This window comes from Microbacterium hydrocarbonoxydans, from assembly GCF_023715885.1.
Taxonomy (GTDB): domain Bacteria; phylum Actinomycetota; class Actinomycetes; order Actinomycetales; family Microbacteriaceae; genus Microbacterium; species Microbacterium hydrocarbonoxydans_C.
Genome location: NZ_JAMBOY010000002.1, coordinates 218,952 through 231,649 on the forward strand (window position 1 = coordinate 218,952; position 12,698 = coordinate 231,649).

Annotated in this window: 11 protein-coding genes; 4 read left to right on the top strand and 7 right to left on the bottom strand. The window is 69.3% G+C overall.

Annotated features, from left to right (window positions below; all coding sequences use genetic code 11):
• Positions 1 to 28: 28 nt before the first annotated feature.
• Positions 29 to 1,468: a cation:dicarboxylate symporter family transporter gene (locus M3195_RS05435; RefSeq protein WP_251585536.1), complete on the bottom strand. Its 1,440-nt coding sequence runs from the start codon at positions 1,466 to 1,468 to the stop codon at positions 29 to 31.
• A gap of 159 nt (positions 1,469 to 1,627) precedes the next feature.
• Here M3195_RS05435 and M3195_RS05440 point away from each other — a divergent pair, with 159 nt between their 5' ends.
• A complete protein-coding gene (locus M3195_RS05440; RefSeq protein ID WP_251585537.1) occupies positions 1,628 to 2,905 on the top strand; it encodes a sensor histidine kinase in 1,278 nt (425 codons plus the stop codon).
• A complete protein-coding gene (locus M3195_RS05445) occupies positions 2,902 to 3,594 on the top strand; it encodes a response regulator (protein ID WP_251585538.1) in 693 nt (230 codons plus the stop codon). The genes M3195_RS05440 and M3195_RS05445 overlap by 4 nt, the downstream gene beginning before the upstream one ends.
• A gap of 28 nt (positions 3,595 to 3,622) precedes the next feature.
• Here M3195_RS05445 and M3195_RS05450 read toward each other — a convergent pair whose 3' ends face one another.
• The 3 genes from M3195_RS05450 to M3195_RS05460 form a co-directional block, all read right to left on the bottom strand.
• Positions 3,623 to 4,975 carry an FAD-binding oxidoreductase gene (locus M3195_RS05450; protein WP_251585539.1) on the bottom strand — a complete coding sequence of 451 codons (1,353 nt, stop codon included), beginning with the start codon at positions 4,973 to 4,975 and terminating at the stop codon, positions 3,623 to 3,625.
• A 79-nt stretch (positions 4,976 to 5,054) separates the two neighbouring features.
• The gene (locus tag M3195_RS05455; RefSeq protein WP_251585540.1) at positions 5,055 to 5,699 is read right to left on the bottom strand and encodes an FMN reductase; all 645 of its coding nucleotides are present in this window, start codon (positions 5,697 to 5,699) and stop codon (positions 5,055 to 5,057) included.
• A 1-nt stretch (position 5,700) separates the two neighbouring features.
• Complete coding sequence (locus tag M3195_RS05460; RefSeq protein WP_251585541.1) at positions 5,701 to 6,924, bottom strand: LLM class flavin-dependent oxidoreductase; 1,224 nt, start codon at positions 6,922 to 6,924, stop codon at positions 5,701 to 5,703.
• Between the two features lie 110 nt (positions 6,925 to 7,034).
• On the opposite strand from M3195_RS05460, the gene M3195_RS05465 reads away from it, so the two are divergent.
• Both M3195_RS05465 and M3195_RS05470 read left to right on the top strand, forming a co-directional pair.
• Entirely contained in the window at positions 7,035 to 8,183 is a 1,149-nt protein-coding gene (locus tag M3195_RS05465; protein ID WP_251585542.1) for an acyltransferase family protein, read from the top strand.
• On the top strand, positions 8,180 to 9,043 hold the full coding sequence (locus M3195_RS05470; protein WP_251585543.1) for a serine hydrolase domain-containing protein: 864 nt from the start codon (positions 8,180 to 8,182) through the stop codon (positions 9,041 to 9,043). The genes M3195_RS05465 and M3195_RS05470 overlap by 4 nt, the downstream gene beginning before the upstream one ends.
• Positions 9,044 to 9,052: 9 nt before the next feature.
• On the opposite strand, the gene efeB is transcribed toward M3195_RS05470, so the two are convergent.
• From efeB to efeU, 3 genes are read right to left on the bottom strand one after another with little or no spacing between them, the layout of a single operon-like run.
• Positions 9,053 to 10,360 (bottom strand): iron uptake transporter deferrochelatase/peroxidase subunit, encoded by a 1,308-nt coding sequence (gene efeB, locus M3195_RS05475; RefSeq protein WP_374209306.1) that lies wholly within the window; start codon positions 10,358 to 10,360, stop codon positions 9,053 to 9,055.
• A gap of 21 nt (positions 10,361 to 10,381) precedes the next feature.
• Positions 10,382 to 11,614 carry an iron uptake system protein EfeO gene (efeO, locus tag M3195_RS05480; RefSeq protein WP_251585544.1) on the bottom strand — a complete coding sequence of 411 codons (1,233 nt, stop codon included), beginning with the start codon at positions 11,612 to 11,614 and terminating at the stop codon, positions 10,382 to 10,384.
• Positions 11,611 to 12,561: an iron uptake transporter permease EfeU gene (efeU, locus tag M3195_RS05485; protein ID WP_251585545.1), complete on the bottom strand. Its 951-nt coding sequence runs from the start codon at positions 12,559 to 12,561 to the stop codon at positions 11,611 to 11,613. Before efeU ends, efeO begins: the two co-directional genes overlap by 4 nt.
• Between the last annotated feature and the right edge of the window lie 137 nt (positions 12,562 to 12,698).

Below are 12,698 nucleotides of genomic sequence, written 5' to 3' on the forward strand. Positions count from 1 at the left end.
CGACTCCCGCATCCCCTTCGGGCCTCTGTCAGTTCTGCGCGGCCCTGGCGCGTGCGCGCTCCTGCTTCGCCGACATCTCGTCGAGTGCGGAGTCCTTTAGGCCCTGCGCGTCGACGGCCGTGCGCTCGTCGGCCATACCGTGGTCATCGACGCCGTCGAGGACCGACTCATCGAACGGCAGCTCACCGCTGAGGACTCGGCGAGCGCGCTCCCGATCGATCTCGCGGGTCCACGTGCCGATGAGCAGCGTCGCGACGGCGTTGCCGGTGAAGTTGGTCAGGGCGCGTCCCTCCGACATGAACCGGTCGATGCCGACGATCACTCCGACGCCGTCGACGAGGTCGGGGCGGTACGCCTGCAGACCGCCCGCGAGCGTCGCGAGCCCGGCACCGGTGACGCCCGCTGCTCCCTTGCTCGCGATGATCATGAACACGAGCAGACCGATCTGCTCGCCGATCGACATCGGCTGCCCCATGCCCGTGGCGATGAAGAGCGACGCCATGGTCAGGTAGATCGCGGTGCCGTCGAGGTTGAAGGAGTACCCGGTCGGGACCGTGATGCCGACGACCGGCTTGGAGACGCCGACGTGCTCCATCTTCGCGATGAGTCGAGGCAGGGCGGACTCCGACGACGAGGTGCCGACGATCAGGAGGTACTCACGAGCCAGGTACTTGATGAGACTGAAGATGTTGACCCGCGTCACCGCGAACAGCAGCACGCCCAGCACCACGACGATGAACACGATGCAGGTGATGTAGAAGGCGATCATCAGCACGCCGAGGCTCCAGATGGCCGCGATGCCGGTCTTGCCCACGACGGCCGCGATGGCTCCGAACGCACCGAGCGGCGCGAGCCACAGGATCATGCCGAGGATGCGGAAGACGAGCTTCTGCAGGTTCTTGACGGCGTCCATGATCGGGGCGCCCTTCTCCCCCAGTCCCTGCAGGGCGAACCCGACGAGCAGCGCGATGAACAGCACCTGCAGCACGCTCTCCCCGGTGAACGCGGAGAAGAAGGTGGCCGGGATGATGCCGAGCACGAACTCCGTGGTCGTCTTCGCCTCGGTCTCGGTCGCGTCGTAGGTCGCCGATGCCATGTCGAGACCGGCGCCCGGGTGGATGATGTTGCCGACGACCAGGCCGATCGCGAGGGCGAAGGTCGACATCACCATGAAGTACAGCAGCGCGAGTCCGCCGATCTTGCCGACGGTCGCCGCCTTGGCGATGGATCCGACGCCGACCACGATCGTGCAGAAGATGATCGGCGCGATCATCATCTTGATGAGCGACACGAAACCCTTGCCGATCGGCTCGAGGCTCTGACCGACCTCGGGCCAGATGAGGCCGACCGCGGCTCCGAGCACGACCGCGCTGATCACCGACACGTACAGCCAGGTGTGCCGGTCCCACGACTGCTTGCCTCGCCGCCAATGGAATCCGGGAAGGGTGAACCCCGTCGTGATGGCCATGGCATCCTCCTTGATCATGAACGTCGTCGTCCGTCTGCGCCGGCGTCGTCGCCCGCGGTGTGTTCACACTCCCCGACTTCCGGCGCCACGGATATTTGTGGTCGTATTGGTCACTACCGAGATCCCGTCACCGCGATCACCGACGATCGGAAGGACCCGATGCGACACGCACACGGCACCCGCAGCACCGCCTCGGCGGTGTTCCTCGTCGTCCTCGCGGCGGCCGTGCTGATCGGCGCCCTCGTCGCCGTGTTCCTCGTGGTCGAGGCGCAGCGCGCGACGCACGCCGAGGCCGATCGGGTGACGGCGGCGACCGCGGTGACGCTTGCGACGTCACCCGTCGTCGCCGAAGCATTGGCAACGGGCGACACGGATGCCGCGACGCGTGCTCTCGAGCCGTACGCACTCGACGTGATCGCCGCGGCGGACCTCGATTTCGTGACGATCATGACACCGGACGGTGTACGGGTGACCCACCCCGATATCGACCAGCTCGGCGAGCGCTACCTCGGTACCATCCCCGCCGCACCCTCGCAGCTGACGGAGGTGTTCACGGGTACGCTCGGCCCGTCGGTCCGCACCATCGTGCCCGTCCTCACCGCCGACGACGAGCTGATCGGCTGGGTGTCGGCCGGCGTGACGATCGAGTCGATCTCCGACACCCTCCTTCGGCGGCTGCCGCTCTCCCTCGTCATCACCATCGGACTCGTCGCGCTGGGGGCGCTGGGGGCCTGGATCGCTCGGAGGACGACACGACGCATCGCCGGCGACCTACCCCCGGGGCAGCTGCGCGACGCGGTCTCGTCGTACGAGTCGCTGCGGACGCTCGGAGACGCGCTCCGCGCACAGACCCACGAGCACGGGAACCGCATGCACACCGCGGTCGCACTGCTCGAACTCGGGCGCAGCGAGGAGGCGATCGAGATCCTCACCGAGACCTCCCGCCAGAGTCAGTCGCTCGTCGACCAGGTCACCGCACGCCGCGCCGGCGACCCCACCGTCGGCGCCCTGCTGCTCGGAAAGGCGTCGCAGGCGAAGGAGCGGGGAATCGACTGGCGGATCCGCATCGAACCGGACACTCCGGCGTCGCCGCTCTCGGCCGTCGACAGCGTCGCCGTGCTCGGCAATCTCGTCGACAACGCGATGGATGCCGTGGCCGACGCCGCCGAGCGCTGGGTCGAGGTGGTGCTGCGGCCCTCCGAGGACGGCGGGATCGTGCTGGAGGTGTCGGACAGCGGCCCCGGGATCCCCGATGACCTCCGCGACCGTGTCTTCGAACAGGGGTTCTCGACCAAGCCGGCCGGCGCCGAGGGGCGCGGGGTCGGACTCGCGCTGGTGAGAGCCGTGGTCGTCGACGCCGGCGGCACCGTCGAGCTGCGGTCCGACCCGACCACCTTCTGCGTTACGCTGCCGCCGAAGAGACGGAGGATCCGATGATCCGCACCCTGGTCGTCGACGACGACGCCCTGACGCTCGAGCTGCACCGCACCTACCTCGAACGCATCGACGGCTTCGTGGTGGGCGCGGAGTGCTCGGGGGCACGGGCGGCCCTCACTGCCGTTCTGGGGGCGGAGGACTCCGACCGCTTCGATCTCGTGCTGCTCGACGTGACGATGCCCGACGGATCGGGCATCGACGTGCTCCGCACGCTGCGCGCCCGGGCCGCGGCGATCGACGTCATCGCGATCACCGGTGTGCGCGACGCCGAGACCGTGCGGCAGATGGCCGCCCTCGGCGTGTACCAGTACCTCGTCAAACCGTTCCCGTTCGCGGTTTTCCGCGAACGCCTCACGGCCTACCGCGAGCATCGGGCGCGAGCGGCCGAGACCGACGGGGAGACCACCCAGGCCGAGATCGACGCGCTGCTCGGACGAGCGACCGGAACCATCGCCCTGCCGAAGGGGCTGTCGGCCGCAACCCTGGAGGCCGTCACGCATGAGGTGCGCGCGGCAGGACCGCTCTCGGCCAGCGAGGCAGCCGACCGGTTGGGCATGTCACGCGTGTCTGTGCGCCGCTACCTCGAACACCTGGTGGTGGAGGGGGCCGTCACCAGAGCGGCCCGCTACGGCGCGCGGGGCAGGCCCGAGACCGAGTATTCCTGGCAGCGCCCGGGCCCTGGTCGCTGAGCCCGGTCTCCTCGGCACAGCGCTCCTGTCAGCGCGGCAGACGCCCCTCGTGCAGCACGCCATCGGGATCGAGGCGCGTCCGAACGGCCCGGAGCCGATCGATCGCCGCGGAAGGTCCGCAGAGGTCGAGCGTCTGGCCGGGTCCGAGGAACGTCGGGACCGTCTGCGGAGCGAGCGCCGGCGCGAGCACCTGCTCGATCCCCGCGATGCTCGCATCTCCCGGTTCGCGCGGCGCGCCCGGGAACACCGGGATCAGCGCGTGCAGCAGCCACTCGGCTCCCTGCAGCGAGGCGAATCCATCCCGACGTGGCGCATCGAGGGCTCCGCCGAGCATGCGCACCCCTACGCCGACGACCGGCCAGCTCTCCGGCAGCTCCCGGAAGCGGAGGAGCTCGTCGATCAGGGCGTCGTCGAGCGAGCGCAGAGCTGCCGAGGCGCCGCGCCCCGGCGTCGGATCGGTCGGTTCGCCCGACGAGGCCGCGAGGGTGGCCGGGGATGTCGGGCCGGTGATGTCCTGACGCACGGTCCCGGCTCGACGCACCCCGTCGAGCAGGTCATCCGCCGCCCCGTCCGCCGAGAGCGCCTGCACCGTCACGAAGCTGCGCCCGCGGATCGCCTCCGGCAGCTCCGGGGCGTCGGGCATTCGCATCGAATCGACGAAGACGTTGAGCGACGCCGGTGCGGCGCCTGAGAGATCGCGCACCGCGCGCAGAACCGCTGGGGCGTCGGAGGAATCGAACGTGAGCCCCGCTCCCCAGATCGCCGGCGTGCGCACGAGGTCGATCTCGATCTCGGTCACGATCCCGGCGACGCCGCCGGCGCCCCGGAGCGCCCACATCGTCTCGGCGTCCGATTCATCGTCGACGCGTTCGTGGGCGCCGTCGGTCCGCAGGATCCACGCGGCGCGGAGATTGTCGGACCCGAGCCCGGCGGTGCGGCTGAACCATGAGTGACCTCCGCCCAGCGTGTAGCCCGCGACGCTGACCACCGGGCTCGTGCCGGCGGGAGCCGCCCACCCCGTGCCCTCGAGGGCAGCGACGACCGCTCCCCAGCGCACACCGCTGCCGACCCGCACGATCCCCGCGTCGAGGTCGACGGCGAGCGAGTCGAATGCGGACATCCGCACGATGACGGCGCCGGCGAGATCGCCCGACGCGCCGTGACCGCTGGGCTGCACGGCGAGGGGCGACCCGCTGTCGCGCGCGAGCGCGAGGAGCCGCCGGAGGTCGTCGACGTCATCAGGGATCGCCACCGCGGCGGGACGCTGCTCGACCGCGAGGTTCCACGGCAGTCGCGCCGATGCGTACGCACGGTCGTCGGGGAGGATCAGCTGCCCGCTCAGTGATGCGCGCGCGGACTCCCATGCAGAGGAGAGGGCCATGTGGTCACCGTACGACGCCCGTCGGACATTGTCGATGGCCTCATGGCCCTCTGCTCGGCGCCTCCGAGACGCCGACTGGTCACTCCCCCGCGAGACCGCCCAGCATATGGCCGAACGAGCGCCCCTCGCCGAGGTAGGTCGCCGGGTCGAAGGGGTCGGAGACGGTGGCCGCGTCGCGCTGCGCCATCGCATCGGCGAGCTCCTTCGCCCCCTTCTCCACGCGGCGCGCGAGCGGTGCGACGTCGTCCCCGGCGCCTCCCCAGTCGCTCGATGCCGCGAAGACGCCCGTCGATACGGCATCCGCGTGCAGGTAGGCGAAGAGCGGGCGGATCGCGTAGTCGATCGCGAGCGAATGACGAGCCGTCCCGGCGTTCGCACCGATCAGCACCGGCTTCCCGGTGAGCGAATCAGGATCGAGCACGTCGATGAACGACTTGAACAGCCCCGAGTAGCTCGTCGAGAAGATCGGCGTGACCGCGATGAGCGCGTCGGCGGAGACCACCGTGTTGATCGCCGTCTCGAGCGCGGGCGGGGCGAAGCCCGTCAGCAGGTTGTTCGTGATGTCGTGCGCGTAGTCGCGCAGTTCGATCACGTCGACCGTGGCGGCGATGTCGCGCGCGGCGAGCGCCTTGACCGTCTCCGCGGCCAGCCTGTCGGCGAGCATCCGCGTCGACGACGGGTTCGACAGCCCCGCCGAGACCACGGCGATGCGGCGGGTGGTCATCTCAGGCTCCCTTCCGGGCCAGGCCGAACGCGGATCCGGCGGGTGCCGGCGTGTCCTCGTAGGGCGAGTCGCCGGTGAGGTTGTCGCCGCGGTTGGCACCTGGACGCGCCTGGCGTGTGGGTCCGTCGCCGTAGACGGCCTTCACACGGGCCGCGTGGGTCGGGGCGTCCGGAACCGTCTCCGGGCGATCCTTCGCGAGCTCCTTGCGGAGCACCGGCACGACCTCCGAGCCGAGGATGTCGAGCTGCTCGAGAACCGTCTTCAGCGGCAGACCCGCGTGGTCGATGAGGAACAGCTGGCGCTGGTAATCGCCGAAGTGCTCGCGCATGCCGGCGTAGCGGTCGATCACCTGCTGCGGCGACCCCACGGTGAGCGGAGTCATCTCGGTGAAGTCCTCCATGCTGGGGCCGTGACCGTACACCGGGGCGTTGTCGAAGTACGGGCGGAACTGCGACACCGCATCCTGGGACTTCGCGGCCATGAACACCTGACCGCCGAGACCGACGATCGCCTGCTCCGGCGTGCCGTGCCCGTAGTGCGCATAGCGCTGGCGGTAGAGCTCGATCAGCCGCTGATAGTGCTCCTTCGGCCAGAAGATGTTGTTCGCGAAGAAGCCGTCACCGTAGTAGGCGGCCTGCTCGGCGATTTCGGGTGTGCGGATCGAGCCGTGCCAGACGAAGGGAGCGATGCCGTCGAGCGGGCGCGGCGTCGAGGTGAAGCCCTGCAGCGGGGTGCGGAACTTGCCCTCCCAGTCCACCACGTCCTCACGCCACAGCTTGTGCAGCAGCGCGTAGTTCTCGATCGCGAGCGGGAGTCCCTGACGGATGTCCTTGCCGAACCAGGGATAGACGGGTCCGGTGTTGCCGCGCCCGAGCATGAGATCCATGCGACCGTCGGAGACGTGCTGCAGCATCCCGTACTCCTCAGCGATGCGCACGGGGTCGTTCGTCGTGATGAGCGTCGTCGAGGTCGACACGATCAGTCGCTCGGTCTGCGCGGCGAGCGCCGCGAGGAACGTGGTCGGGCTCGAGGACCAGAACGGCGGGTTGTGGTGCTCTCCGATCGCGAAGACGTCGAGGCCGACCTCTTCGCTGTGCTTGGCGATCGCGAGGGTCGCCTTGATGCGCTCCTGCTCGCTGGGCGTGACTCCGGTCGTCGGGTCGCGGGTGATGTCGCTGACCGACATGATGCCGAACTGCATCTGCGCGCCTGTCTGCTCGCTCATGATTGCTCCGTCTTCTCCGAATCGGGTGCCCTGCATCCGGTTCTATTCATTTGAATGTATCTGAGTCAACGCGATCGGACCAACTTTATTCCCGGCGGTAGCCTCAGAGCATGAACAGTGCCGGAGCCGACCCGAACCCCGTCACCGCGACGGCACCGAAGCCGCGCCGACGCGTCCCGTTCTGGGACAACGCGCGCTACGCGTGCATCGTGCTGGTCGTGCTCGGGCATGCGGTACAGCGCCTCACCTACGACTCAGACATCGCGCTGGCCGCCTACCTGGCGCTGTACGCCTTCCACATGCCCGCGTTCGCGATCATCTCCGGCTACTTCTCGAAATCGGGCTCCCCCACCAGGGTGCAGATGGCGCGGGTGATCACCGACATCCTCGTGCCGTACGTGATCTTCGAGTTCCTCTGGACGCTGACGAAGTGGGTTGTCGAGGGGCAGGCGGAGCCGAACTTCACCAAGCCGTCGTGGACGCTGTGGTTCCTGCTCGCGCTGGGTATCTTCCGCCTCGTGCTCCCCTACCTCGCGCTGCTCCGGTGGCCACTCGCCTGGACCGTCGCGATCTCCCTGGGCGTCGGTTATCTTCCCAACGTCGACAGCACGTTCTCCCTGTCGCGAACGCTCGGGCTGCTGCCGTTCTTCACGCTGGGATGGTGGCTGCGCGAGCGCGACGTCGTCGCCCGGCTGCGGCTGCTCGATGCGCGCCCGTGGTGGCTCCGTGTCGGCGCCGTCGGAGTGCTCGCCGCCGCGGGATTCACCGCCTGGCACTGGGTCGAGCTCTGGGAGCGGATCGACCTGCGGCACTGGCTCTTCTACGAGGACGCCTACGCCGACCTCGGCGGCGAGCAGTGGTGGGCCGGAGGTGTCCGCCTGGCCCTGATGCTGCTCGCGCTCGTGTTGAGCGCGGCCTTCTTCGTCCTGGTCCCGCGCGGAACCTACTGGTGGACTCCCTTCGGGCAGTACACGATGTACGTCTACCTGCTGCACTCGTTCGCTCTCTACCCCTTTCGCGAAACCGGGGTGCTGCGTGACCTGGACCCGACCTGGCTCTGGCTACCGCTGGTCACTCTGCTGTCGGTCGCTCTCGCCCTCGCGCTCGCGACGAAGCCCGTGCGGTGGCTGTTCCGCCCGCTCGTCGAGCCGCGGCCGAACTGGCTGTTCGCCGATCCGCACCTCGCCGGCAAGCAGGGACACCGGAGCGATCCCACCGGGTCGCGTCGACCGCGACCGATCTCGGGCGCTCCTCGGTGACGCGCGCGGCGTCGCTCAGGGACCGCCTCGTCGACGAGGTCGAGGCGAGCGGCTTCGGAGCCCACGGCCTTCACGTTCGGGTCGGCGACAGCGCCGCGGAGCACCGCTGGACTGTCGACGAGCGCGAAGAGATCCACTCGGTCGCGAAGGGCGTGAGCGCGCTCGCGGTGGGAATGGCGGATGCGGAAGGTGTGCTGTCCCTCGACGAGCCGATCTCCCGATTGGCCGGCGACGCGACGCTCGGACGCGATGTCGACGGCGTCACCCTCCGCCGCCTGCTCTCGATGTCGAGCGGCATCGATCTCCCGTGGACGCCGACGATGATGACGGACTGGCCCGATCTCGCCGCAGAGTTCCTGAGCCGCGATTCGCGCGGCCGGACATTCCAGTACTCCAACGCCAGCACCTACACGGCGATGCGCCTGCTGGAGCGAGCGGTCGGCGATGTCGAGGACTATATCCGGCCGCGCCTCTTCGCTCCCCTGGGACTCGACGATGTCGAATGGCGGCGCTGCCCGCTCGGATTCGTCCTCGCCGGCGAGGGCCTTGCACTCCGGACCGAGGAGATGTCCCGCATCGGCCGCCTGCTCCGCGATCGGGGCGTCTGGAACGGGGAGCGCATCGTGCCAGGAGCCGTCGTCGACGCCATGCACTCGGACTGGGTGTCGGCCGGCACGAACGAGGGGTACGAGCGCTACGGCCTCGGAGCATGGGACGGCCCAGGCCCTGCGTGGCGGCTGCACGGAGCATACGGCCAGCTCGTCATCCTGCACGGAGACACGGTCGTCACGGTCTCCGCCGACGACCACTTCCGGGCGGACGCCTTCGCCGCGGCAGCCGTGCGCCTCATCGCGGGCTGACGACTCGGCTCAGTCGAACAGTGGCGCTCCGACGTAGGATCCCTGCTCCGCACCAGCGGGGATCGCCCAGAGCCCGGAACCCACGTGCCGGATGTACTCGTTCAGGCGATCGGTCGAGAGCTTCCGCTGCAGGGCGATGAACTGCGCGGGATCGCGCTGGTACGACAGGAAGAAGAGGCCGGCGTCGAGGCGACCGAGATCGTTGTTGCCGTCGACGTAGTTGAAGCCGCGACGGAGGATGCGGACGCCGTCGTTCTGCTCCGGATTCGCCAGCCGCACATGCGAGTTGGCGTCGATGCGCGCTGAAGCGAAGTCCGGGGCGGTGAACTCGTCGCCGCCGGACAGCGGCGCGCCGCGTCCCTTGTCGCGGCCGATGATCGTGTCCTGCTCCGCCAGGCGCACCCGATCCCACGTCTCGATGAGCATCGCGATCTTTCGCGCGACGAGGTACGACCCGCCCGCCATCCACGCCGGCTCGTCGGATGCCGCGACCCAGACGCTCTTCGCGAGAGCCCTCTCGTCGTCGGCGAGGATGTTGGCGGTGCCGTCTTTGAAGCCGAAGAGATTGCGCGGAGTCGCCTGGTCAGCCGTCGTGCGCGAGGTCTTGCCGAAGCCGAGCTGCGACCAGCGGAGCTTCGCGCGCCCGAAGGCGATGCGACTGAGGTTGCGGATCGCGTGCACCGCGACCTGCGGGTCGTCGGCGCACGCCTGGATGCAGAGATCGCCGTTCGACAGCTGCGGGACGAGGTCGTCACCCAGGAACGCGGGAAGCCGTTCCAGCGAGGCGGGACGCTGTGCGGCGATGCCGTACCGGTCGCCGTCCTCGTTCTCGAACAGGCTGGGGCCGAAGCCGATCGTGATGGTGAGACCGGCGGCCGGGAGTCCGAGCGCCTCCCCCGTGTCGTCCGGTGGCACCTCGGCGTCGCCGCCGACCGCTCCCGTCGCGCTCACCTCGAGGCCCTGCGTCAGCCGGGACGCCGCATAGCTCCAGTCCTGCAGGAGCGTCACGAGGTCGTCGCGGTCGGTGCGCGGCATCATGTCGAATGCCGCGAAGTGGAGGTGCTCCTGCACGGGTGTGGTTATGCCGGCCTGGTGCGCGCCGAAGAACGAGTAGGCGTGCTCGGCGTCTTCCGCGACCCGGGCGCGCCCGAGCGCCACGCCGCCTGTCAGGCCGGCGCCGAGACCGACCGCGAGCGATGCGGCCCCGCCGCCGAGTGCGAGTCCGAGGAGCCCCCTGCGGCTCAGCCCCGACGGGACGGATGCCGCCGCAGACGCGTTCCCAGCGTCTGCGGCGACCTCATCAGTGCTGTCGTCCACCTGCGTGATCGTACCCGTCGGTCAGTCGAGGATCGTGCCGGTGAGCTGCGAGAGCGGCTCGGCCAGGGCGTTGATCAGGTCGGTGAACTCCCGCTTGTCGTCGTCGGTCAGCTCGGAGTATCCGACGAAGCCATCATCGAGCGACCCGTGCGCGGCGAGCGAGGCCTCGAGAGCGGCGTAGCCGTCTTCGATCTCGCCGACGAGAGCTTCGCCGTCGTCACCCTGCGCCGCGGCGAAGTCCTGCACGAGCGAGAACGCCATCTTCGACCCCTCGACGTTGGCGGCGAAGTCGTAGAGATCGGTCCCCGACCACCAGTCCTCCTCGCCGGAGATCTTGCCGGTCGCGACCTCGTCGAGCAGCGCGATCGCCCCGTTCGAGATGCCGCCGATGCCCTGGTCCTCGAGAGCGGTCGCGAAGTCGTCGGAGTGGACGTAGTCGTACAGCTCCTGCACGTCGGCGAGCAGCTGGTCGCCGTAGCCGGCGCGCTCCTCGGGGGTCGACGGCGCCCAGTCCTGCCAGGCCGGCGTCTCGCCGTCGGCGTTCAGCGCGTCCTGCGCCGGGACCCAGAGGTCCTTCTCGATGCGGTGGAAGCCCGTCCAGTCGAGCCCCTCGGCGACGGCATCCACCTCCCGGTAATCGATGCGGGGATCGAGAGTGCCCAGCGCCTCGGCGACCGGCTCGATGCGCTCGTAGAAGGCGCGGGTCTGCGGGAACTCGGTGCGGGCCGTCTCGTCGTCGCCCGACTCGTAGGCGGTGACGAGCTCCTCGACGGCGGGCACCAGCTGGCCGACCTGGTCCTTCACGAAGGCGGCGTACAGGTCGACGGCCTGCTGCTTCTGCTCGGAGTCCTCGCCGGCGACCGCCACCCGGTCTCCGGTCACCGTGAACTCGGCCTTCCCGACACCGTCGCCGATCATCCCCGGCTTGCAGAGAGTGAAGTACTTTCCCGGCTGCGCGACGACCGTCAAGGTGCGTGAAGCAGCGGGGGCGATGTTCTCGACCTCGCCGACGATGCGCAGCCCGTCCTCGGCGAGCAGGTAGAACTCGGACGTCTGGGCGCTGTCGTTCTTGACGTCGAAGGTGAGAGTGCCGCTCTTCGCGGTCGAGCCGGAGACGGCGCATCCGGAGTCGGTCGATGCGACGTCGAACGCGGCTCCCGCGGCGGCGTCGCTCTTCGCGACGCATCCGCTCAGCACGAGGACGGCCGCGCCGGCGGCCGCGACGGATGCCAGAACTCGGCGAGAGGTGGTCATACTGCTCCTTGATCGGTGAGGGACTCCGCCGGTGCATCCGCGGCGGACGACGGTGTCGAATGTGGGGTGGAAGACCGACGGGAGCGCAGCCCGCGGACGAAGAGGAAGCCGACGACGGCGAGGTAGACGACCCACGCCGTGACCTGGAGCCAGGTCATGCGCGGCATGAAACCGACCGTCGCCTGGAGGATCGTGGCGAGCGTGCCGCCCGGCGCGATGGCCGCGCTCACGTCGAAGGCCCATCCGAACGGGAACGCCGCCCAGCCGGTCGCGACAGCACCGGTGACCGAGTCGACGGGCGCCAGCGCCGTGAAGGGGCCCGGCAGCGCTCCGGCTTCCTGCAGATCCATGGCCGCGTAGGCCAGCACGCCGGCGGCGACGATCACGAGGAAGCCGCTCGTCCAGGTGAAGAACCGACGCAGGTCGAGGCGCACGGCACCTCGCGCCAGCAGCCAGCCGATCGCGACGGCCGCCACGAGACCGAGCACGGCGCCGAGGAGTGCCGTGGGCGCGTCGCCGAAAGACTGGACCATCGACCAGAGCAGCAGCGTCGTCTCGATACCCTCACGGGCGACGGAGACGAAGCCGATCGCGACGAGAGCCCAGACACCGCCCTGGGTGAGCGCCCGATCGAGTCCGCCTTCGAGGGTGGCCTTCATCGTGCGCCCGGCCTTCTGCATCCAGAAGATCATCCAGGTGACCATGCCGACGGCGAGCAGCGACATGAGGCCGCCGATGAGCTCCTGCGCCTCGAAGGTCAAGGAGTATGCACCGAAGGTGAGGATGGCGCCGATCCCCAGAGCGAGCGCGACGGCGAGCCCCACTCCCGCCCACATCCGGGGCAGCGCGTCCGAACGTCCGAGCCTGCGGAGGTAGGCGACGAGGATGCCGACGACGAGTGCGGCCTCGAGGCCTTCTCGGAGGCCGATGAGAAAGGTGGCGAGCACGGAACGGGGACTCTCTGACGGAACCAAGGTAAGGCATCCCTTACCCAGAAGGAGACCTTAGCATCACGTCTGCGATTGTTTCGACCGGGCGCCTCGAGAACGGTTCGGGGTAATGCGGCGCAACACTCGTCCGCACG

Coding starts and splice junctions, on each gene's coding strand:
- M3195_RS05435 (WP_251585536.1), bottom strand. CDS start 1,468: ATGGCCATCACGACGGGGTTCACCCTTCCCGGATTCCATTGGCGGCGA.
- M3195_RS05440 (WP_251585537.1), top strand. CDS start 1,628: ATGCGACACGCACACGGCACCCGCAGCACCGCCTCGGCGGTGTTCCTC.
- M3195_RS05445 (WP_251585538.1), top strand. CDS start 2,902: ATGATCCGCACCCTGGTCGTCGACGACGACGCCCTGACGCTCGAGCTG.
- M3195_RS05450 (WP_251585539.1), bottom strand. CDS start 4,975: ATGGCCCTCTCCTCTGCATGGGAGTCCGCGCGCGCATCACTGAGCGGG.
- M3195_RS05455 (WP_251585540.1), bottom strand. CDS start 5,699: ATGACCACCCGCCGCATCGCCGTGGTCTCGGCGGGGCTGTCGAACCCG.
- M3195_RS05460 (WP_251585541.1), bottom strand. CDS start 6,924: ATGAGCGAGCAGACAGGCGCGCAGATGCAGTTCGGCATCATGTCGGTC.
- M3195_RS05465 (WP_251585542.1), top strand. CDS start 7,035: ATGAACAGTGCCGGAGCCGACCCGAACCCCGTCACCGCGACGGCACCG.
- efeO (WP_251585544.1), bottom strand. CDS start 11,614: ATGACCACCTCTCGCCGAGTTCTGGCATCCGTCGCGGCCGCCGGCGCG.